The sequence below is a fragment of the Pusillimonas sp. genome (assembly GCF_029263785.1).
Classification (GTDB): Bacteria; Pseudomonadota; Gammaproteobacteria; order Burkholderiales; family Burkholderiaceae_B; genus Pusillimonas.
Genome location: NZ_JAJUFE010000007.1, coordinates 53793 through 73681 on the forward strand (window position 1 = coordinate 53793; position 19889 = coordinate 73681).

The following is a 19889-nucleotide window of genomic DNA, read 5'->3' on the forward strand; positions in this document are numbered from 1 at the left end:
CATTATGCTATTTGATATCGATCTTGACGTTTCTGCGGTCCCGGCCAAGGACGTTACCGTTCCGCTCGAAACCTATCATCGCATCCAGCAATTCATCTACCACGAGGCGCGCCTGCTGGACGAGCGCCAGTGGCAGGCCTGGCTCGATCTCTGGACCGATGACGGCATGTACTGGATTCCCCAGCAACATGACCAGAACAGCCCTTTTGACCACATTTCGCTGTGCTGGGATAACGGCATGTTGCGGGAGTTGCGCCTGCGTACCCTGGACCATCCGCGCAATTGGGCGCAGCAGCCCATCACTCATGCTACCCGCGTGGTCGGCAACGTCATGGTAGACGGCACCGATCCAGACGGCTGCCTTATCGTTCGCTCCGCCTTTCATATGACCGAGTGGCGCAAGGATCAACCACGGCATATGGCCGGGTCTTACATCCATAAACTGGTAACCCACGAAGACAGTTGGCGCATCAGGCTGAAGCAGGTGAACCTCGTCAACTGCGATGCGGTCCATAGTGCCATTCAGGTCTACATATGACCGAGGCACACTACGGGGACACCGCCGTATTGGCCCTGCATTATCAAAACGATGTGCTTCATCCCGAAGGCGTCATTCGTGTCGGCATCGATGCAAACAGCCCTGAACGGGACCGGCTAATCGCTACTGCCGAAGCCCTGCTCGAGCGGGCCCGGTCACGAGAAATGCCAATTGTGCACGTTCGGGTCGCCTACCGGCCAGACGGTGCCGACATCATCCGCAATGCACCCATATTTCGCAATGTCGCTGCCCAGGGAGCAGTACAGGACGGCACCTGGGGTGCCGAGTTTTATTCCAGTCTTGCGCCCCATTACACCAGCCAACGTGAATTTGTTGTCAAGCACTCGCGCATCAATGCTTTTTTTGGGTCGCAACTGGAAGAAATCCTGCGGGTATTGGGTGTTTCCCGCTTGCTCGTAGCCGGGGTGGCCACGCATTCGGTCGTCGAAAGCACGGTTCGGCATGCCGTGGATATGGGCTTCGAGGTCGACGTCGCTGCCGACGCCTGCTCTGCGGCCGATCTTTCCGTACACCGCGCGTCCTTGCACAGCATGAGCCTGATTGCGCGCATCCTGAGCTCCGCCGACCTGGCGCAGGCCTATCCAACGGAATGAAACCTCGTTAACCCGTATTAATTCAACAAGCTGCCAGGCATACTCATGACCGACTCCCGCCCTCTCGTTGATCTGACAGGCAAAACCGCCATCATTACCGGAAGTACACAAGGTCTGGGCGCAGATATTGCCAGAGTATTGGCCCGCTGCGGAGCCGCGGTAACCATCGTGGGGCGCAACGCCGACAAGGGCAATGAACTCGTGGAATCGCTGCACATCCAGGGGGCCAAGGCCCTGTACAGCTGCACCGATATCCAGCAAGACGAAGACATCGACGCCTGCCTGCGAAAGACGCTGGAAACTTTCGGACGTCTCGATATCCTCGTCAACAACGCATGCATCTACGAAGATGCCGGCCTCGCATCCACGCGCGAGCAGTGGCACCACACCTTGGGGGTCAACCTGATCTCTGCAGCCATCTTCACGCAAAAAGCCTGTGCGCTGATGAAGCCGGGCAGCGTGGTCATCAACCTGGGAAGTACCGGGGGCAAGTTCGGCGCAGCGGGTCGAGCCCTATATCCCGCGTCAAAAGCCGCCATGCTCCAATTCACCAAAAACCTCGCTGTCACGCTCGCACCCGACGGCATCCGCGCTGTGGCGGTGTCCCCGGCATGGACATGGTCGCCCTCTGTAGAGCGGCTCAGCCAGGGCTCCCGCCCGGATGCCGATCGAGTAGGCGCAGCGCTCCACCCTTTGGGGCGGGTCGGACATGGAAGCGAAATAGGCAATGCCGTTGCTTTCCTTGCCAGCGATGCTGCCTCGTGGATCACCGGAGTCGATATTCCGGTCGATGGCGGCTTCTCGATTCTGGGACCCGACCAGGGACAACCACCCCGGCTATGGTTCGAACGCATTCTCAAGCAACAAAACTAGCTTATTGGGGTCACATTGCCCCCAGCCCACGCCGCTGGTAAAGTAAATAGTCGGCTCCCGTATGCGCAACGCCTGTTGCGCTTGGGCCTTTAAAGTTTTTTTGCGTGTGGGCATCATGAATTCGCTACATTCTTTTCAGGCCAGGTCGATTACCGGCGAACCCGTCGATCTTTCCAGCTATGCTGGCCAGGTTGCTTTAATTGTCAATGTAGCTTCCAAATGCGGCTATACCCCTCAATACGAAGGCCTTGAGGCGCTTTATCGCGACTACAAGGACCGCGGCTTTACCGTCTTGGCGTTTCCATGCAACCAGTTTGGCAACCAGGAACCCGGTAACAGTGTCGACATCCTCACCTTCTGCTCTACCGTCTATAAAGCCAGTTTTCCATTGTTCGAAAAAATCGAGGTAAACGGCCCGCATGCTCACCCGCTTTATAACTGGCTCAAAGAAGAAAAAAGCGGGGTGCTTGGTACCAAAGCGATCAAATGGAACTTCACAAAATTCCTGGTGGGTCGCGACGGCCAGGTCATAGAACGCTATGGCTCATCCACCACTCCCGACGAAATTCGCGCCGACATCGAAAAAGCGTTGGCTTAACCTTCAAGGAAACTCATGATCGATCTGTATTACTGGACCACCCCCAACGGACACAAAATCACCCTATTCCTTGAAGAAACCGGCTTGCAGTACAAGCTCATTCCGGTAAATATCGGCAAGGGCGACCAGTTCAAGCCAGAGTTTCTGAAAATCGCCCCCAATAACCGCATCCCGGCCATGGTCGACCACGATCCCGCGGGCGGCGGCGAACCCATTTCGGTTTTTGAGTCTGGCGCCATGCTGCTGTATCTGGCCGAAAAGACCGGGCGTTTTCTGCCGACAGACCTCCGTGGACGCACCGAGGTCTTGCAGTGGCTGTTCTGGCAGATGGGGGGCCTTGGCCCAATGGCCGGACAAAACCATCACTTCAATGGTTATGCGCCCGAAAAGATCCAGTACGCCATCGACCGATACGTGGGCGAGACAGGCCGCTTGTATGGCGTCCTGAACAAGCGCCTGGCCGATCGCGAATTTGTTGCGGGCACCGAATACTCTATCGCGGACATGGCCTGCTATCCGTGGATCGTATCGCACGAAAAACAAAGTCAGGATCTCAACGACTTCCCTAATCTGAAACGCTGGTTTGACACCATCGCCCAGCGCCCGGCAACCATCCGTGCGTATGAAATGGCCAAGACCATCAACAGCGGTCCCACCGTGCACGACGAAGAAGCCAGACGCATCCTGTTCGGCCAAAACGCCCAGACCGTCAGATAAGTACCCAGGCGCACACGATGAAAGAAATTCTCGCTACACGCCGCGCTGCAGGCCAAAGCCTGCATCCTGCCGCTAGCCGCGCGTCGCGCATCAGTATCCTGTTGGCGCTGTCGGCCGTACTGGCAGCCTGTGCCGGCGGCCCCCGCGACAATATCACCTTGATTCCGGCCGACCAGATCGAGCAGGAAAGCAGCAAGGACGGCCTTTTCACCCAGCCAATCAAGTACAAGCGCAGCAAGCCGGATTGCAAGGGTGAATGCCCACAAATCGAGGTGGATTCACTGGTTTTTCCGGGAGTACCTATCCTGACGGAACTGGTTGATCATGCTTTGGCCGTAATGACCGGCGTCAGCACCGACCATCCCCAGCCTTATGACACCATCGCCGAATACGAGGAATATTTCTGGAAAACCGCAGCGCCCCGCGACTCTACCGTATTCTCGGCGAAAGCCCGGTATCGCAGTCGCCTGCTGACTGTCATCGAGCTTAACACCTGGCAGTACTATACGGGGGCTGCTCACGGCATTTCGGCCACCCAGTTTCTAAACTGGGACAACGCTAACGGAAAGGTTCTTGGCATGGCTGACATCCTGCGACCGGGGGCCTACGACAAGTACGAACAGGCCTTGCGCGCTGCCCACAAGAGGTGGCTCGCCGGAAATCCCGATGCACAAAACGACCCCGTGGCGTATGACAGATTATGGCCATTTCAGGTAAGCGAAAACTTTGCACTGACCGACACGGGTCTGGTCGTCAAGTATGACTCGTACCAGTTGGCCCCATACTCACATGGGCAACCCGAACTGACGATTCCGTACAGCGAACTGCAAGACATCCTGAACCCGCGCTTTCTCCCCGGGTAACCAAAACTTCAATAGCCGGAATCCTCTCTTTCGAAACGGTCAAGATCGAAGTAACGCGAAGTTGAGCCGGCTTCTTCGCCCTGACCTTGCGCCGTAGAGGAGCTGTCCGGCGAAGGCTCAGCACGTTGCACAGCCTCGGGGACAGGATCTTTGCTGGTATCCAGGGTCTGCACATGACCGGGGTCAGAGGGCAGCGCTTGTGAACCCGATGCCGCCCGTGCAGCCCGGCTCTTCAGCACACGATCAGACAGATCATCCAGTTTTGCTGCCAGCTGGTTATGGTTCTTGCGTCGTGCCCAAAGAGCTGCATCTTCTCCACGCAAATTGCGTGCGGTGACGTCAGCCCCTGCCGCCAACAGTACACGGACGACGTCTTCACTACCCGCATAGGCTGCCATCATCAACGGTGAAGTGCCGTCAGGCGACGGCGCGTTGACCAGTGCCTTGTGTGAAAGAAGCAATTTGACTGTCTCGAGATGCCCTTTTGAAGCCGCGTAATGCAACGGCGTCCAGCCCAGCCGATTGACCTTCGCTCCTTTTGCAATCAGATCAGAGGCTCTTTTGGTTTCGCCTATGACTGCCAGGTACATCAGGGGCGTCTCGTCGTGACCATTGACGGCGTTGACATCGATCTGTCGATGCCTCACAAGCAGATCGTACACCTTCCATGCGCCTTCCTGGATGGCAAGCATCAGGGAGGGTTGGCCGTCCTTGTTTACCGCATTCGGGTCGTCGCCCAACGCCAGTTGGGTCCGAATCTGCTCCACCCGATCATTCGCAATGTCGACCCACCAATCCTTGGACACAGAGGCCGAAGCCACTTGAAAGGAGGCTGTCAACATGATGGCGGCAAACAAGGCACGAATAAACTTATTCATTGTTGTAAATCAATGAGTTAGAAAAGATTTCTAATTTAGATTATTTAAATTAAATTATTAAATAATCCACGTTAAATTAACTTCTTATCTTATTGAAAAGACTAAAAAAATTGTCTTTCGTTCGCTCTGCGATTTCTGCAACTGAAACGCCGCGCAACTCGGCAATTTTCTCGGCAACGTGTATGACCTTGGAGGGATCGTTAACTTTACCCCGAAACGGTACCGGAGCCAGGAAGGGAGAATCTGTTTCGATCAATAGCCGGTCCAGAGGTATTCGCGTGGCAACATCCTGCAGTTCTTGCGCCTTCTTGAATGTGACAATGCCAGACATGGATATATAGAAATTCATGTCCATCGCAGCTTCGGCGACTTCCCACGATTCGGTAAAGCAATGCATGACGCCGCCAAATTCGTCCGCCCCCTCTTCACGCATGATCCTTAGCGTGTCTTCGCTGGCTGACCTGGTATGAATGATAAGTGGCAAGCCGCTTTGACGGCTGGCCCGAATATGAACACGAAAACGCTCGCGTTGCCAGTCGAGAGGTTCAGAAAGCCGAAAATAATCCAGTCCCGTTTCGCCAATGGCCACAACTTTGGGATGTTCGGCCATTTCCGCCAGCTTCTCTGCGCTTGGAACGGGAGTGTCTTCGTAGTCCGGGTGGACGCCGACAGAAGCATACAAATTAGGGTGCGGAGCCACAAGCTCCATCAGACCCGGCCATTGCGGCATGTTTACACTGACCACCAGCGCATGGCTCACCTGATTTTGCTGCATGCGCGCCAGGATATCAGGCAGGTTCTGTGCCAGCTCAGGAAAATCAAGGTGACAATGTGAATCAACAAACATGTTCAAGCTACTTCATCAAATCAGGTGGGGCTGCAATCGTGAGCGACGCGTTGCAGCACAGTGTGGGTAAACAGCTTCGCACTTAATGGATGGCCGGCTACAGCACGCTGGGAACTCAGCCATTTTGCGGCTTCGGATAACCTTGAAGCGGATGCTCGGCGGGCAATCTTCTGAATCCTGGCCTGTTGGCCAGGGAAATACCGGACCGGTCCCTCGACAGCGGATAGAGACAGATCAACCATCATTCGTTGCAGAAAATCAATCCACAACGTTGGCGGCTGCTGTTCGAGCAAATCAGCCAGCGGTCCGATCTGAGGGCTCCGTCCACTAGCCAATACTTCCAGAAAGCGCTCCATCCATTCGGGGCACGCCTGAGTATTTGAATGGAAGCGTTCCAGCGCCAAGAGCGGCGCCCCGCCCGCCACCGCCAGCCACTGAGACGGGTCGGACAGCCCCTGCTCTTTCAACCAGGGCAGGCATTGAACAGGGTCGGGAATGGGCAATGGCAATCGACGGCAGCGCGAAACCAGCGTGGGCAGTATGCGGTCCGGGGCATCCGCCGTCAGCAAAAAGACCGTATGAGCGGGAGGCTCTTCCAGCACTTTCAAAAGTGCATTGGCAGAAATAAGGTTTAAAGACTCGGCCGGATACAGTACTGCCACGCGCCATCCGCCCCGGTGAGTGGCTGTATTGAACCAGTTGTGCAGTGCACGCAGCTGTTCAACGCGTATATCTTTTGAAGGCGCCGCTTTGGAAGACACTGCTTCGGTCGACTCTGCCACGGGGTCATCGCCCTCTGCTGCAGCTATCGCGTCAGGACGGATCCGGCGCAGGTCAGGATGGTTTCCTGATGCAACCCAGGCGCAAGCCGGGCAGTTGCCACAGGCCAGACCATCGATGGGAGCTTCACACAGCAAACTGGCGGCTGCGGCCAGGGCAAACCGGCGTTTTCCTATGCCGGCCAGGCCATGGATCAGCCAGGCATGTGCAAAACGATCCCGCTTCGACAGCCATTGGCGCGCAATAGTTTGCTGCCACGGCAGAAAACCGGCGGCTGAGCTCATGCCGTGCCCTCCAGCCGCCCCTTTCGCCACGCATGCTCCAGCTCTTCGGCTTGGGAAAACAGTTCGGCACGTACATGTTCAATCGCGCGGCTGGAATCGAGAATGCGGAATCGTTCGGGCTGCTGCCGCGCGCGCTCGTGGTATGCCGCGCGCGTGCGCTCAAAGAAATCGGCGCCTTCCTGTTCGAAGCGGTCTAGTTCCCGGCTGCGCGACAGCCGTTCACGTGCCACATCAAGAGGCACATCAAACAACCACGTTCGGTCCGGCTGAAGGTCGGGATGCAGCCACGCCTCAAGTGCCTCGACCTTATGTGTTCCCAGTTGCCTGCCTCCGCCCTGATAGGCGTAAGTTGCATCGGTAAAGCGATCACAGACCACCCACTTGCCGGCGGCCAGCGCGGGCTCAATTACCGTACGCAGGTGTTCACAACGCGATGCGAACATCAGCAGCGTTTCGGTTTCGAGCTGCATGGTTTGAGTAAGAACAATGTGTCGCAAGGTTTCGCCCAGTTCGGTACCACCGGGCTCTCGCGTGCAGACAACATCAAGCCCCCGTCCACGAAGATGGTTTACCAGACCTTCGACGTGGGTGCTTTTGCCTGCGCCGTCCAGCCCTTCAAGCGTCACGAAGCAGCCTCGTTGCGGAGCCATCAACGTCGTCCCAATATATATTTAGCGACGGCGCGATTGTGCGCCACCAGGGTTTCTGAGAACTCGCTCGTACCGTCCCCGCGCGACACAAAATAAAGATATTTGTGCTTTTCGGGGTGGAGAACAGCATGCAAGGAAGCCAGGCCGCTACTGGCGATGGGGGTCGGGGGCAGGCCGCCCCGTGTATACGTGTTCCAGGGCGTATCGGTTTGCAGATCGCGCTTTCGGATGCGTCCCGTGTAGGCGTCGCCCATGCCGTAGATTACTGTGGGGTCAGTCTGCAACGGCATTCGAATGCGAAGCCTGTTGATAAAGACACCGGCCACCCTGGCCCGATCAGCGCTATGACCGGTTTCTTTCTCGACAATCGACGCCAGAATCAATGCTTCATAGGGACTGGACAAGGGCAAATCTGCCTCGCGGTCAGCCCAGAGTTTTTCGAGCTGCTGCATTTGAGCGTGATACGCTCGCCGCAATATGTCGTAATCGCTGGTACCCGGCGTGAATACATAGGTGTCCGGATAGAAAAGACCCTCGGGATGCGACTGTTCAGCCCCCAGGCGCTGAAGAAGCTCTTCGTCGGACACGCCGTCGAGCGTTTGCCTGACATTGGAATCGGCGCGCAAGGCATCGCGGATCTGACGGTATGTCCACCCTTCGACAAGGGTCAGTCGCGTAAGCGTCATGTCGCCCTGCGCCATACGCTCAAGAAGTTGCCATGCGGTATCGCCCTTTTTGGCTTCGTAGGCACCCGCCTTGATCTGCCGGTCGAGTTTTGAAAAACGCGCCAAGGCGACAAAGGCCCGGTTATCGATCTGGATGCCTGCCTCGTTCATGGCCCGCGCAACGCTGTGCAGGGAACTGCCGGGTTCGACGAGATAGTCGACCCGATCAGCGTTCATGGGCACCGCCCGCTGCATCGCCCAATACCAGGCCCCCGCGCCGGCTGCAACAGCACCCAGAGCGACGATCAACACACTGTATAAGAGGAATAAACCAAATCTGATTTTCATGAACCTTAAAGTGTAGCCTAAGCCTCGGGCCGAGAGCCTGTCCGGGCCGCTTCTGGTTTGCCGTATGATAAACGGTAGTGTTCTCGAATTTTTGCCTTCTCTGCTTTAAGACTTGTGGCTTCTATGAATAATTCCCCTGCTTTCGCCCTTCTTCTTGACGATCTTGCCGTACTGCGGGCGTCGGGAGCCGATGCAGCTGACTTCCTGCACGGGCAACTCACCCAGGATATTGCCGGCCTGCCGCCCGGCCGCGCCCGCCTGGCGGCTTACTGCACGCCCAAGGGACGTGTACTGGCCACCCTGATCATCCTGCGGGATCCGGACAATGAAGAAAGCCTGCTCGCCCTGGTCAAGGCCGATATTGCGGCCCCCCTCGTCAAGCGGCTGTCGATGTTTGTCTTGCGCGCCAAAGCCAAACTCGAAGTATCCGACCTGAAAGTACTGGGCATCAGCACTGCACCGAAAAATTCAGATAGTACGGTTTCATTGACACCGCCTGCCAACGGCGCCACGTGGTCTGTCGTAAAAGACGCCCAGGGCATCTGGATCAACGCGCCCGCAGCCGATGCCTCTGAACAGCGCTGGTGGTTGATTACCCCTGGACACGACCCGGTTCCCGCGTCCTCGTCCCAACAGGATGCCTGGAAAGCGGCCGACATCGAAGCGGGTCTGCCCTGGATCGAAACCGCCACCCAGGATGTTTTTATCCCTCAAACGCTCAATCTCGACCTGATTGACGGAGTCAACTTCACCAAAGGTTGCTACCCCGGTCAGGAAGTGGTGGCTCGCAGCCACTATCGCGGAATCGTGAAACGCCGCATGGCCTACGGAGTCGCCGACACGACGGATGAAATACCAGTGGCCGGCACCGATATTTATGATGCCGAACGCCCCGAGTCGCCCAGCGGCCGCGTCATCAACGCCGCGGCACGCGCAGGGCAGACCCACCTGCTGCTGGAAGTGCATCTGTCTGACATGAGTACCGCTCAATATCGTCTTGGCTCTGCCGAGGGCACGCCCATCGCCCTGCATCCGTTGCCATACGCCATTGAGCATATCCAGGAAACCTGAGGATCCGGGCTTGCCGGCTCATCCGGGCCTGCCCGTTCCTTACCGCTAAGTAGCGCTGCCTGTATGCTCGGTCTTCCCGGAGCGCGTCGCCGACAGCCCCTGCCGGCGCGCCTGCCGGGGGCTGTCTTTTTCAAGATTTGCAAGCGGGTGCTCCAGGTGGGCCGGCCAAGCCGGCTCAAAAAACTGCTCAACCCATTTACGGTCTGTCTCCTGGATTGAGGCGGGGTTCCAGGCCGGCGTCATGTCCTTGTCGATCAGTAAGGCACGAATCCCTTCCTTGAAATCAGCGCTCGCCGCCCGCTGGATCATCGCCGTGTATTCCATCTGAAACACCTGCGCCAGCGACATTCGCCGTGCCCGTTTCTGCAGCTCAAAGCTCAGGCGCGCCGAGCCGGGCGAGCCGTGAACAAAGGTTTGGGCCGCCCTGGCCAGCCAGGGATCAGAGGAATCGCACCATGCGGCCAAGCCGGCGCAAATGGCTTCAAGGTCCGGGCCGTCGCATTGTTCAGCGATACGTTCATAATGCTTTTGCAAGGGGCCGGGTGCGCCAATATCGGAAACAGACATCGACCGCAAAAGCTTGTCGAGCAGTACATCGTTTTCATGCCGGTCATCCGACCACTCTGTCTGACAAAGTGCCTGGGTAACGGCGGGCCAACCGGCCGAATACAGGCAGTAGTCAATCAGCCCTAGATGGCGACAGTCAGCTGCACCGAGCTGGGCACCGGTCAGGGCCAGAAACATGCCGATGCCGGCCGGCAGGCGTTCCAGCATCCAAGTGCCACCGACATCCGGAAACACCCCGATCGTGATTTCAGGCATGGCAAAGCGTGTTGTCTCGGTGCCGACACGATGACTGGCCCCCATCATCAACCCCACACCTCCGCCCATGACAATCCCGCTACCCCAACACAGGACAGGCTTGGAATACCGGTGTATCAGGTAATCGAGCCGGTACTCCACTGCAAAAAATTCGCGCGCATACTCGTTGCTCCAGGGATCCCCTGGCACCGCCTCCTGCATGGAGGCGTACAAGCGGTGCAGGTCTCCACCAGCACAGAAAGCCTTGTCACCTTTGCTGGTAAGTACGACCAGGGCTATGGAGTCGTCGACTTCCCACTGCCGGAGCTGTTGATCCAGTGCCCGGCTCATTTCAAGAGATAGGCCGTTCAGAATCTGGGGCCGGTTCAACACCGCCACCCCAACCTTGCGGCCATCGGCAGCATCCAGAATTTCAAACAATATGTCAGCGTTCATGCAGTCTCCGAAAACTCCATCCATGGCCCTGCACGGGTCAGTGCCCGAGCCGCCTTGCGGATCGATCAGCTTGATATCCCGTTACGCACACGACGAGGGCGAAAGGCGCCCTTTGTCGCCGCCGCCTTGCGATGCGCGGCGCGGCGTCTGCGCGACTCCATGGGATCATAGGTCAAGGGGCGATAAATCTCGATGCGGTCACCTTCGGACAAGATCTCGTCCCGGCGACAGCGACGTCCGAATATTCCGACAGCAGGACTTGTTTCGGCGATCTTCGGAAACGCCTTGTCAAAACCGCTAAGCCTGATGGCCGTCCCCACATCGGTACCATCGGGCACCGTCAGCGCTACCTGCCAGCATCCCTCTGGCCGGGCATACATCACAGACACGTTCAGGCAGCCACCAGTCCGTCGTTCGACGCAGGACGCTGCCGGCGCATCATCCAGCAACGATAGCGCAGTTGGTTCAGTCGTCATAACATGCCTGGGCCCGCTGGGTGAACGAATCTATAAAGCTTGTGGCAATGCGATTGAACACAGGCCCCACCACCATTTCAAGAGCGCGATTGGAAAAGGCGTATTCCATCGTGAAAAGGACCTTGCAGGCGTCGGGGGCCAGCTCCTGAAACCTCCAGGTTCCCGTCAAGGCCGAAAACGGACCATCAACCAGATGGATCGTGATCGTTTCCGGATACTGGTGTTCGTTGCGCGTGGTAAACGTTTGCTTGATACCCGCAATACTGATGGTGACGGAGGCCTGCATGCCATGTTCATCGCGGTGCTGAACATGCGCGCCGCCGCACCACGGCATGAATTCAGGATATTTGTCGACGTCGGCCACCAGATCAAACATTTGTTCTCTGCTGTATGGGACCAGAACGGAGCGTTGGACTGTATGCATCGAATTCCGTAAATGTATAGAATGTAATGATTTTACCTTCTACGCAGATACCCTTTGATTCATGAGCATTGTCGACAACCGCAAGGCAACCCACGATTACTTCATCGAAGACCGTTTCGAAGCCGGTCTTGTGCTTGAAGGCTGGGAGGTCAAGGCTATCCGTGCCGGCCATGTGCAGATCAAGGAAAGCTACATCATCGTGCGCGATGGCGAAGTTTTTGTTGTAGGCATGCACATCAGCCCGCTGCCTACGGCATCTACGCACATCCATCCAAACTCCACCCGGACGCGCAAACTTTTACTGCGTGCCGACGAAATCAAAAAGCTTATCGGCAAGGTCGAACAGCGCGGATACACGCTGGTTCCGCTCAACCTTCATTACAAGAATGGTCGCATCAAGATGGACTTCGGCCTGGGACGCGGCAAAAAACTGCACGACAAGCGTGACACCGCAAGAGACAAGGACTGGCAACGCGAAAAAGAGCGCCTGCTCAAGCACGATACCCGCAACAAGTAAATCTTGCCGGGTCACATACTCAGGCGTACCGATAACGAAACAGCTGCGCTATGCGAACGCAAATCCTTCCAGTTCGAGCAGGGCCACTTTGCGTGAGAGTCCGCCGGTGTACCCGGTAAGCGTCCTGTTCGAACCGATGATGCGATGGCATGGTACGACAATCGACACCGGGTTTCGCCCTACCGCCGTGCCCACAGCCCTTCCGTGACTCGGACCCAGTCCGGCCATGGCGGCAAGTTCGCCATACGACGCCAATGCGCCGTATGGCACCTGGCACAAGGCTTTCCATACCTGTACCTGAAACTCGGTACCCAACAGATTCAAGGGCAAGTCAAAGCCAGTACGCTTTCCAGAAAAATATTCGGCGAGCTGCGCCTGGGCGAGCGTGAACAGACGCTGGACTTCGACGGGCGTATCTTCCTGTAGCCATTGGGGCTCGCAGTACTGCCGCCCGGGCGAGACCGCGGTGCCGGTGAGTTTCGTTCCGGAATTTGAAGGCCGCTGTGACACATTTCCTTCGCTTTGGGCGCCCGACGAAGCAGAATCGCCTGCGAACAGCGTCATTTGGGCTTGCCCTTCTCCCATGCGCCGAATGGGTCGAAGAGCACGCAGCGCAGCGTCACTGGTCTGCAGCGACTCGGAAACCGGTGCCTCGGAGCCCACAGGTACCCCTTGGGGTATCGAAGGACAATCCTTCTGATCGAAAAAGTACAGCCCGGACAAGCCCTTCTCATCACCACATATCAACATAGGACCAAAGGGTGAATCAATGCGTGCGTGATTCATGGCTGGCAGACGAGTGAACACTCAATGTAGTTTAACGCGTGGCGCACTTCGTTTGAGCAAGAGTCGCCCTATGGCCATGACACTGGTACGCACCAGGCCCAACACCGCCAGATGATGCATCAGGTGCAGGCTCATGTACATGACCCGCGCCACAAGCCCTTCCACAAACCAGCTCTTGCCCGAGAGCACCCCCATGAGACTGCCCACGCCGCGGGTATGTCCCACCGCAACCAGCGAACCGTAATCCTTGAACCGGAAGGGTTCGGCCGGCACTTCGGCTCCTCGAATACGCGCGCCCAGAACCGGCATGAGGTACTTGGCCTGTTGATGCGCAACCTGGGCGCGGGCTGGCAAATATTCGCCCTCTTTGCTCCAGGGCACCTGGGCGCAGTCTCCCAGAGCGAAAATGTTGGGGTCATCCGTGCGCAGGCGACGGTCAACAATAATCTGGTTGAGGTGATTGACTTCGAGACCCAGCGTGGCCAGGAATGACGGTGCCTCGATGCCGGCAGCCCACACGCAGATATCGCAGGGATACTGGCCGCCATTCGAGTCGGTAAGCGATTTTTCCTGCACCGACGCTACACGGACGGACGTACGCACCTCGATACCGCGTTGTCGCAGCAGGCGCTCAGCAGCAGCGGACATTTTCGGAGGCAGGGCAGACAATATGCGATCTGCACCTTCGAGCAAGATAATCTGCACCCCGTGCACCGGATCAAAGCGGTCCAGACCGTAATAGCGAATGTTGTGGCTCGCTTCGACCAATTCTGCCGCAAGCTCAACGCCAGTCGCTCCACCACCTACGATTGCGATTCTCAACGGGTCTGGAGGCTCGGGGCTGTTATTGGCGATAACCAGCTTGCGCAAAAACAATTTGCGAAAGCGTTCGGCCTGCTGGGTTGAATCCAGAGCTACGGCGAACTCCGAGGCGCCAGGCGTACCGAAAAAGTTTGAGCGGCTTCCTACCGCAATTACCAGTGTGTCGTACGACACCTGACGAGCCGGGAAGATCACATGATTGTCGTCCACGACGGGATTCAAACGAATCAGACGCGCGTCGCGGTCCATGCCCGACATCTCGCCGTAGATAAAGGTGAAGCCGTTGTCCTTCGCCATCATGGCGTAAGACAATCCCTCTCGATGAATATCAAGCGTACCCGCTGCCACTTCGTGGAGCGAGGGCTTCCAGATATGGTCGGACGCATTGTCGACCAGAAAGATGTGTTCAGGGCCGAACTGACGCCCCAGTTTGGAGGCCAGTTCAAGGCCTCCTGCGCCGCCACCAACAATAACCACTTTGTGTGCCTGTTCGTCCATGCATCTTCCTTTCGGGATGATTCGGTCAGCGCACACTCACGATGATGCCATGAGCGACGCGGAGGGACCCAGTGGAAATGCGGAGGCAACTCCAGCAGCAAGATCGCGCCATGCCCCGGCCTGTGCCGGAGCATGGCGCGCGCACTACTTAATTAGCGCTGGAGGCCATGCTGCCGCTTTTGGCCAGCCTTTGCCAGGTTTCAACCACCGTATCGGGGTTGAGCGACATCGACAATATGCCTTCGTCGCGAAGCCACTCGGCCAGATCAGGATGATCGCTGGGGCCCTGACCGCAAATGCCAACATATTTGCCGGCAGCCAGACATGCCTTGATGGCGCGGTTCAGCATGAACTTGACTGCTTCGTCGCGTTCGTCGAAGTCGGCGGCAAGCAGCTCCATGCCCGAATCACGATCGAGGCCCAGTGTGAGCTGGGTCATGTCGTTTGAACCGATGGAGAAACCATCGAAATGCTGCAGGAACTTATCGGCCAGAAGCGCGTTGGACGGCACTTCGCACATCATGATCAGGCGCAGACCGTTTTCGCCGCGTGCCAGCCCATTGCGTGCCAGCAGATCGACCACACGCTCGGCCTGCGATACTGTACGCACGAACGGCACCATGATCTCGACGTTGGTCAGGCCCATTTCGTCGCGCACCTTCTTGAGCGCTTCGCATTCCATGCGGAAGCATTCTTCGAACTCGGCCGACAGGTAACGCGATGCACCGCGGAAGCCCAGCATCGGGTTCTCTTCTTCGGGCTCGTAGCGCGAGCCGCCAACGAGCTTGCGATATTCGTTGGACTTGAAGTCGGACAAACGAACAATGACCGGCTTCGGGTAGAAGGCCGCTGCAATGGTGGCCACACCCTCGGCAAGCTTCTCGACAAAGAAAGCGCGTGGGCTTGCGTAACCACGGGCCGCCGATTCCACCGCTTTTTTGAGCTCGCTGTCGACATTGGGGTAGTCGAGAACGGCCTTCGGGTGGACATTGATGTTGTTGTTGATGATGAATTCGAGACGAGCCAGGCCTACGCCGGCGTTCGGGATCTGCGAGAAGTCGAACGCCAGTTGCGGGTTGCCCACGTTCATCATGACCTTGAGGCCGATGTCGGGCATTTCGCCCCAGCGCACTTCTTCGATTTCGGTTTCGATCAGGCCGTCGTAAATTCGGCCTTCGTCGCCTTCAGCGCACGATACGGTAACTTCCTTGCCGTCTTCGAGCACATCGGTGGCATTTGCGCATCCGACCACAGCCGGAATGCCCAGCTCGCGTGCGATGATGGCGGCGTGACAAGTACGGCCGCCACGGTTCGTGACAATCGCCGAGGCCAGCTTCATCACCGGCTCCCAGTTTGGATCGGTCATGTCAGTAACCAGGATGTCACCGGCCTTGACCTGATCCATCTGCGAGATATCGCCCACAATGCGAACCTTGCCGGAGCCGATCTTTTGACCGATTGCACGACCGGTAACAAGGATCTCGCCGGTCGCTTTCAGGCGATAGCGTTCCTGGACGTCTTGCGGCCCCTGTTGCGACTTGACCGTTTCGGGGCGAGCCTGAAGGATATAGATCTTGCCGTCAACACCATCGCGGCCCCACTCGATATCCATCGGCCGCTTGTAGTGCTGCTCGATAATGACGGCATAGCGCGCCAGTTCGATGACCTCGTCATCGGTAAGCGAATAGCGGTTGCGCTCGGAAACGGGCACATCTACCGTACGCACGCCTTCGCCGGCGCTGCGGTCGGGGTTGAACTCCATCTTGATAAGCTTGGAGCCGATGCGACGGCTGATAATAGGGTAATGGCCTGCTGCCAGCGTAGGCTTGAATACGTAGAACTCGTCAGGGTTGACAGCGCCCTGCACCACGGTTTCGCCCAGACCGTAAGACGACGTGATGAACACCACATCGTTGAAGCCCGATTCGGTATCCAGGGTAAACATCACCCCGGCGCTACCTTTGTCGGAACGCACCATGCGCTGGATACCGGCTGACAGCGCGACCTCGGCGTGTGCATAACCCTTGTGTACGCGATACGAAATGGCACGGTCGTTGTACAGCGAAGCGAAAACCTGACGCACCTTGTCGAGCACATCATCGATGCCGACAACGTTCAGGAAGGTTTCCTGCTGGCCTGCAAACGATGCATCGGGAAGGTCTTCGGCAGTGGCGGACGAACGCACGGCAAAAGAGCCCTTGCCGTCGGCGTCGAGCTTGGCGAATGCCTCTCGGATGGCTTTTTCGAGAGCTTCAGGGAATGGAGTTTCGACGATCCACTGACGGATCTGGGAACCGGCTTCGGCAAGTTCGCGGACATCGTCAGGGTTGAGCGTGGAAAGACGTTGGGCAATACGCTCGTCGAGCCCTGTGGACTTCAGAAACTCGCGAAAGGCGTCAGCCGTGGTGGCAAAGCCACCGGGAACCCGCACCCCGGCTCCCGCCAGCTGGCTGATCATTTCGCCCAGGGAAGCGTTTTTGCCCCCCACCGAGTCAACATCCGTCATGCGGAGCTGCTCGAACGATACTACGTAAGACATAAAGTCACCTTTAACACTATAGAAGAAAGCTTGTTTGGCAAGAGCACACACAGCCGGCAGATGTGACCTACAATCTATGCTCTGGCCAAACAGGCTTGGCGGCCAAAAAGCCGCGCAAGGTTCGATTGTACTCGTTTCCCCACCCATTCTGCCGCCTTCCCCCCTCATGACATCCACACCCATCGAGCACACCGTTTTCATCGTCTCCGACAGCACGGGCATCACTGCCGAAACCTTCTCACATGCCGTCCTGTCGCAATTCGAACAAGTCAAATTCACACCCGTGCGGATTCCCTTTATCGATGGGATCGAAAAGGCCACCGAAGCCGCCAATCGCATCAATCGATGCGCCGAAAAAGAACAGCGTCCACCACTGGTTTTCAGCACCCTGGTCAACCCCGACATCGCCTACGTCATCCGCCAGTCCAACTGCACCTTCCTCGACCTGTTCGGCACCTTTGTCAAGCCTATCGAAGAGGCGCTCGACATGAAATCGAGCCACTCTATCGGCCGCTCCCATATGGGAGGCCTTTCGCCCCAATATCACAACCGTATCGAGGCCATCAACTTCAGCCTCGCACACGACGACGGACAGTTTGTTCACGGGCTTGAACAGGCCGACGTCATCCTGGTGGGCGTTTCCCGCTGCGGAAAAACCCCCACCAGCCTGTATCTGGCCATGCAGTATGCGGTCAAAGCCGCCAATTTCCCCCTGATTCCCGAAGATTTCGAGCGTGGCACCCTGCCCGCCACCCTTGCTCCATACCGCGGCAAACTCTTTGGCCTGTCCATCCAGCCCGAACGGCTCGCCGAAGTGCGCAACGAACGCCGGCCCGGCAGCCAGTACGCCTCGCTTCAGCAATGCCGCTACGAAGTCGCCGAAGCCGAACGCCTGATGCGCATGGAAAACATCCCCTGCCTGTCCACAACTACCCGGTCAATCGAAGAAATTTCCACCAAAATCCTGGAAGAAATCGGCCTCAATCGCCGCAGTTATTGATAAGAACGGTTGATCGGACCTTAATCCGCAAACGGTAACTACTGCGGGTGCCGTAATGCTGCGGGTGTCGTAATGGGTCATACCACGCTCGAATGTAAGCCGTTGGAGGCAAGCACGGGTGCGGCGAACGTTCATACCGCACCGTTTCCTTGCGGTCAGAGCGGGGGAAGTCGGCGACAGCCTGTCCGAATCCCGAAGCGCGTAGCGCTGAGGTTGAGTTCTGCCGCCGCCTGCTCTGGCCGCAAGGAAACGAGTAGCCCGAAGGGCTGCGGGATGCGTTTGACGAGCCCGTGCTTGCCTTCAGCGGCGCTTTAGAACCCCCCTGCACCACTGCCAGTGAGAGCCGCAAGCACGCATCCAGGCACGAGCCGTACTAGAGCGCCAGTAACCGCTGCCGCCGATGCTCAAACAAGCAAACCGCCGCCGCAGCCGCCACATTCAGCGACTCCACTTCCCGCACCTGAGGAATGAAAACACGCCGATCCGCCAGTTTCAGCAGATCCGCCGAGACACCCTGCCCTTCATTACCCATCAGCCAGGCACACTCCACCGGCAACGCCACCTCGTACAGCGACACCGCATCATCCAGCGCCGTGGCAATCAAGGGTACAACCAGCTTCTGTCGCAACGCCAGAAGATCAAGATCCTCGTACAGGCCCATCACAAAATGCGCACCCTGCCCACTGCGAAGCACCTTGGGAGTCCAGGCTCCCGCACAGCCCCTGGAAAGAAACGCCTGATCGATTCCCGCAGCGGCTGCAGTGCGCAACAAGGTTCCCAGGTTACCCGGATCCTGGACCCGGTCCAGCCAGAGACTCATGCCGCCAATCTGCGCTGGCAGCTTCGGATCCCGAACCTCGACCAGAAAATACACCCCCTGGTTTTCCGGCACCTGAGAAAGTCGCCGGGCCAGCGACGGCTCACAGCCCGCCACCCGATCCGAAGGCAAGCGATCGAGCAGCTCGGCCACTTGCGGGTCACGCTGCAAACGTTCCAGATCGAACAGGGCATAGACAGGCAAACCCCGATGTCGCAGCCATTCCTGGCACAGGTGAACGCCTTCGAGAAGCGTCTGATCCTTGCGTCGTCCCGTCGCCAGACGCGCGAATTGCTTGAAGCGAGGATTCTCGCGCGACGTGATCTGCTTCACCGTCGGCTCCTACGTGCTTTGTTCAAACACCAGATGCGTGACATGCACCTGGGCAACCTGGCCCTCGACGTCTTGAGCCGAGCAATGCCTGACGGGTGCGAAACTGCGACGATGTGCGGGGCATGGACCGTGCGCCCTGAGCCTTTCCAGGTGAATCGCCGTGGCGTAGCCCTTGTGACGATCAAACTCATATTGCGGGTACTGTTCATGCAGTTGCAGGCAATCCGCATCGCGCGCAGTCTTGGCGAGAATCGACGCCGCCGATATAGCCGGCACCAGCGCGTCACCCTGCACCACCGCCTGAGCCGAGCAAGCCAGTCCTTTGGGCACCATATTGCCGTCCACCAGCGCCTGCACGGGTTTGATGGACAATCCCGCGCAGGCGCGGCGCATGGCCAGCATCGTCGCCTGCAAAATATTGAGCGTGTCGATCTCGTGAACACTTGCACTTGCAATGCACCACGCCAGCGACCGTTCACGTATCAGGGCTGCGAGTTCCTCACGCCGCTGTGCACACAGTTTCTTGGAATCGTCCAGCCCCTTGACAGGACGGGTCGGATCGAGAATTACCGCCGCAGCATAAACCGGACCGGCCAGAGGTCCGCGCCCTGCTTCATCTATGCCTGCCAGATGCAGGATTGGGGGCATGTCGCCGAACATGTCAGTCTGCACCGTGCTCATCTCCACCTTATTG

The 19889-nt window shown here is 57.7% G+C and carries 22 protein-coding genes; 9 read left to right on the forward strand and 13 right to left on the reverse strand.

Annotated elements, in window-relative coordinates; all coding sequences use genetic code 11:
- Positions 1-4 precede the first annotated feature (4 nt).
- The 6 genes from Q1J88_RS03780 to Q1J88_RS03805 all read left to right on the forward strand — a co-directional run bounded on the left by Q1J88_RS03780 (position 5) and on the right by Q1J88_RS03805 (position 4203).
- Complete coding sequence (locus Q1J88_RS03780) at positions 5-538, forward strand: aromatic-ring-hydroxylating dioxygenase subunit beta (RefSeq protein WP_301116168.1); 534 nt, start codon at positions 5-7, stop codon at positions 536-538.
- The gene (locus Q1J88_RS03785) at positions 535-1152 is read left to right on the forward strand and encodes a cysteine hydrolase (protein WP_301116169.1); all 618 of its coding nucleotides are present in this window, start codon (positions 535-537) and stop codon (positions 1150-1152) included. Before Q1J88_RS03780 ends, Q1J88_RS03785 begins: the two co-directional genes overlap by 4 nt.
- Positions 1153-1197: 45 nt before the next feature.
- Positions 1198-2025, forward strand: coding sequence for an SDR family oxidoreductase (locus Q1J88_RS03790; protein ID WP_301116170.1), 828 nt, complete (start codon positions 1198-1200; stop codon positions 2023-2025).
- A 115-nt stretch (positions 2026-2140) separates the two neighbouring features.
- Positions 2141-2623, forward strand: coding sequence for a glutathione peroxidase (locus Q1J88_RS03795; RefSeq protein WP_301116171.1), 483 nt, complete (start codon positions 2141-2143; stop codon positions 2621-2623).
- 15 nt (positions 2624-2638) lie between these two features.
- The gene (locus tag Q1J88_RS03800; protein ID WP_301116172.1) at positions 2639-3340 is read left to right on the forward strand and encodes a glutathione binding-like protein; all 702 of its coding nucleotides are present in this window, start codon (positions 2639-2641) and stop codon (positions 3338-3340) included.
- Positions 3341-3357: 17 nt separating this feature from the next.
- On the forward strand, positions 3358-4203 hold the full coding sequence (locus Q1J88_RS03805) for an RsiV family protein (RefSeq protein ID WP_301116173.1): 846 nt from the start codon (positions 3358-3360) through the stop codon (positions 4201-4203).
- A gap of 8 nt (positions 4204-4211) precedes the next feature.
- Here the strand turns inward: Q1J88_RS03805 and Q1J88_RS03810 are convergent, their stop codons facing one another.
- The 5 genes from Q1J88_RS03810 to mltG all read right to left on the reverse strand — a co-directional run bounded on the left by Q1J88_RS03810 (position 4212) and on the right by mltG (position 8655).
- Positions 4212-5081: an ankyrin repeat domain-containing protein gene (locus Q1J88_RS03810; RefSeq protein WP_301116174.1), complete on the reverse strand. Its 870-nt coding sequence runs from the start codon at positions 5079-5081 to the stop codon at positions 4212-4214.
- Positions 5082-5157: 76 nt separating this feature from the next.
- Positions 5158-5928: a TatD family hydrolase gene (locus Q1J88_RS03815; RefSeq protein WP_301116175.1), complete on the reverse strand. Its 771-nt coding sequence runs from the start codon at positions 5926-5928 to the stop codon at positions 5158-5160.
- Positions 5929-5948: 20 nt separating this feature from the next.
- A complete protein-coding gene (holB, locus tag Q1J88_RS03820; protein WP_301116177.1) occupies positions 5949-6992 on the reverse strand; it encodes a DNA polymerase III subunit delta' in 1044 nt (347 codons plus the stop codon).
- Positions 6989-7642, reverse strand: a complete 654-nt coding sequence (tmk, locus tag Q1J88_RS03825; RefSeq protein ID WP_301116179.1) for a dTMP kinase — start codon at positions 7640-7642, stop codon at positions 6989-6991. Before tmk ends, holB begins: the two co-directional genes overlap by 4 nt.
- Positions 7642-8655 carry an endolytic transglycosylase MltG gene (mltG, locus tag Q1J88_RS03830; protein ID WP_301116180.1) on the reverse strand — a complete coding sequence of 338 codons (1014 nt, stop codon included), beginning with the start codon at positions 8653-8655 and terminating at the stop codon, positions 7642-7644. The genes tmk and mltG overlap by 1 nt, the downstream gene beginning before the upstream one ends.
- 123 nt (positions 8656-8778) lie before the next feature.
- Between mltG and Q1J88_RS03835 the strand changes: the two genes are divergently transcribed.
- A complete protein-coding gene (locus tag Q1J88_RS03835; RefSeq protein WP_301116181.1) occupies positions 8779-9726 on the forward strand; it encodes a folate-binding protein in 948 nt (315 codons plus the stop codon).
- A gap of 45 nt (positions 9727-9771) precedes the next feature.
- Here Q1J88_RS03835 and Q1J88_RS03840 read toward each other — a convergent pair whose 3' ends face one another.
- From Q1J88_RS03840 to Q1J88_RS03850, 3 genes are all read right to left on the reverse strand, one after another.
- Positions 9772-10983 carry an enoyl-CoA hydratase/isomerase family protein gene (locus tag Q1J88_RS03840; RefSeq protein WP_301116182.1) on the reverse strand — a complete coding sequence of 404 codons (1212 nt, stop codon included), beginning with the start codon at positions 10981-10983 and terminating at the stop codon, positions 9772-9774.
- Between the two features lie 65 nt (positions 10984-11048).
- Positions 11049-11459, reverse strand: coding sequence for an RnfH family protein (locus Q1J88_RS03845; RefSeq protein WP_301116183.1), 411 nt, complete (start codon positions 11457-11459; stop codon positions 11049-11051).
- Positions 11449-11883: a type II toxin-antitoxin system RatA family toxin gene (locus Q1J88_RS03850; RefSeq protein WP_301116184.1), complete on the reverse strand. Its 435-nt coding sequence runs from the start codon at positions 11881-11883 to the stop codon at positions 11449-11451. Before Q1J88_RS03850 ends, Q1J88_RS03845 begins: the two co-directional genes overlap by 11 nt.
- A gap of 61 nt (positions 11884-11944) precedes the next feature.
- On the opposite strand from Q1J88_RS03850, the gene smpB reads away from it, so the two are divergent.
- Positions 11945-12400, forward strand: coding sequence for an SsrA-binding protein SmpB (gene smpB, locus Q1J88_RS03855; protein WP_301116185.1), 456 nt, complete (start codon positions 11945-11947; stop codon positions 12398-12400).
- Between the two features lie 48 nt (positions 12401-12448).
- Here smpB and Q1J88_RS03860 read toward each other — a convergent pair whose 3' ends face one another.
- From Q1J88_RS03860 to ppsA, 3 genes are all read right to left on the reverse strand, one after another.
- Positions 12449-13186, reverse strand: a complete 738-nt coding sequence (locus tag Q1J88_RS03860; RefSeq protein WP_301116186.1) for a methylated-DNA--[protein]-cysteine S-methyltransferase — start codon at positions 13184-13186, stop codon at positions 12449-12451.
- Positions 13187-13207: 21 nt separating this feature from the next.
- A complete protein-coding gene (locus tag Q1J88_RS03865; protein WP_301116187.1) occupies positions 13208-14506 on the reverse strand; it encodes an NAD(P)/FAD-dependent oxidoreductase in 1299 nt (432 codons plus the stop codon).
- A 148-nt stretch (positions 14507-14654) separates the two neighbouring features.
- Positions 14655-17045 carry a phosphoenolpyruvate synthase gene (gene ppsA / locus Q1J88_RS03870; RefSeq protein ID WP_301116188.1) on the reverse strand — a complete coding sequence of 797 codons (2391 nt, stop codon included), beginning with the start codon at positions 17043-17045 and terminating at the stop codon, positions 14655-14657.
- A gap of 166 nt (positions 17046-17211) precedes the next feature.
- Between ppsA and Q1J88_RS03875 the strand changes: the two genes are divergently transcribed.
- Positions 17212-18045 carry a pyruvate, water dikinase regulatory protein gene (locus Q1J88_RS03875; protein WP_301116189.1) on the forward strand — a complete coding sequence of 278 codons (834 nt, stop codon included), beginning with the start codon at positions 17212-17214 and terminating at the stop codon, positions 18043-18045.
- Positions 18046-18418: 373 nt separating this feature from the next.
- Here the strand turns inward: Q1J88_RS03875 and Q1J88_RS03880 are convergent, their stop codons facing one another.
- Together Q1J88_RS03880 and rnhB are read right to left on the reverse strand one after the other, a co-directional pair.
- Positions 18419-19195 (reverse strand): RNA methyltransferase, encoded by a 777-nt coding sequence (locus tag Q1J88_RS03880; protein ID WP_301116190.1) that lies wholly within the window; start codon positions 19193-19195, stop codon positions 18419-18421.
- 9 nt (positions 19196-19204) lie between these two features.
- Positions 19205-19876, reverse strand: coding sequence for a ribonuclease HII (gene rnhB, locus Q1J88_RS03885; protein WP_301116191.1), 672 nt, complete (start codon positions 19874-19876; stop codon positions 19205-19207).
- Between the last annotated feature and the right edge of the window lie 13 nt (positions 19877-19889).

Excerpts from the sequence above, each read along its gene's own strand:
- Q1J88_RS03835 (WP_301116181.1), top strand. The coding sequence starts at position 8,779 with ATGAATAATTCCCCTGCTTTCGCCCTTCTTCTTGACGATCTTGCCGTA.
- Q1J88_RS03785 (WP_301116169.1), top strand. The coding sequence starts at position 535 with ATGACCGAGGCACACTACGGGGACACCGCCGTATTGGCCCTGCATTAT.
- smpB (WP_301116185.1), top strand. The coding sequence starts at position 11,945 with ATGAGCATTGTCGACAACCGCAAGGCAACCCACGATTACTTCATCGAA.
- Q1J88_RS03780 (WP_301116168.1), top strand. The coding sequence starts at position 5 with ATGCTATTTGATATCGATCTTGACGTTTCTGCGGTCCCGGCCAAGGAC.
- ppsA (WP_301116188.1), bottom strand. The coding sequence starts at position 17,045 with ATGTCTTACGTAGTATCGTTCGAGCAGCTCCGCATGACGGATGTTGAC.
- Q1J88_RS03815 (WP_301116175.1), bottom strand. The coding sequence starts at position 5,928 with ATGTTTGTTGATTCACATTGTCACCTTGATTTTCCTGAGCTGGCACAG.
- Q1J88_RS03795 (WP_301116171.1), top strand. The coding sequence starts at position 2,141 with ATGAATTCGCTACATTCTTTTCAGGCCAGGTCGATTACCGGCGAACCC.
- Q1J88_RS03860 (WP_301116186.1), bottom strand. The coding sequence starts at position 13,186 with ATGAATCACGCACGCATTGATTCACCCTTTGGTCCTATGTTGATATGT.
- Q1J88_RS03845 (WP_301116183.1), bottom strand. The coding sequence starts at position 11,459 with ATGACGACTGAACCAACTGCGCTATCGTTGCTGGATGATGCGCCGGCA.
- Q1J88_RS03865 (WP_301116187.1), bottom strand. The coding sequence starts at position 14,506 with ATGGACGAACAGGCACACAAAGTGGTTATTGTTGGTGGCGGCGCAGGA.
- holB (WP_301116177.1), bottom strand. The coding sequence starts at position 6,992 with ATGAGCTCAGCCGCCGGTTTTCTGCCGTGGCAGCAAACTATTGCGCGC.
- Q1J88_RS03840 (WP_301116182.1), bottom strand. The coding sequence starts at position 10,983 with ATGAACGCTGACATATTGTTTGAAATTCTGGATGCTGCCGATGGCCGC.
- Q1J88_RS03810 (WP_301116174.1), bottom strand. The coding sequence starts at position 5,081 with ATGAATAAGTTTATTCGTGCCTTGTTTGCCGCCATCATGTTGACAGCC.
- mltG (WP_301116180.1), bottom strand. The coding sequence starts at position 8,655 with ATGAAAATCAGATTTGGTTTATTCCTCTTATACAGTGTGTTGATCGTC.
- Q1J88_RS03805 (WP_301116173.1), top strand. The coding sequence starts at position 3,358 with ATGAAAGAAATTCTCGCTACACGCCGCGCTGCAGGCCAAAGCCTGCAT.
- Q1J88_RS03800 (WP_301116172.1), top strand. The coding sequence starts at position 2,639 with ATGATCGATCTGTATTACTGGACCACCCCCAACGGACACAAAATCACC.
- Q1J88_RS03875 (WP_301116189.1), top strand. The coding sequence starts at position 17,212 with ATGACATCCACACCCATCGAGCACACCGTTTTCATCGTCTCCGACAGC.
- rnhB (WP_301116191.1), bottom strand. The coding sequence starts at position 19,876 with ATGAGCACGGTGCAGACTGACATGTTCGGCGACATGCCCCCAATCCTG.
- Q1J88_RS03850 (WP_301116184.1), bottom strand. The coding sequence starts at position 11,883 with ATGCATACAGTCCAACGCTCCGTTCTGGTCCCATACAGCAGAGAACAA.
- tmk (WP_301116179.1), bottom strand. The coding sequence starts at position 7,642 with ATGGCTCCGCAACGAGGCTGCTTCGTGACGCTTGAAGGGCTGGACGGC.
- Q1J88_RS03790 (WP_301116170.1), top strand. The coding sequence starts at position 1,198 with ATGACCGACTCCCGCCCTCTCGTTGATCTGACAGGCAAAACCGCCATC.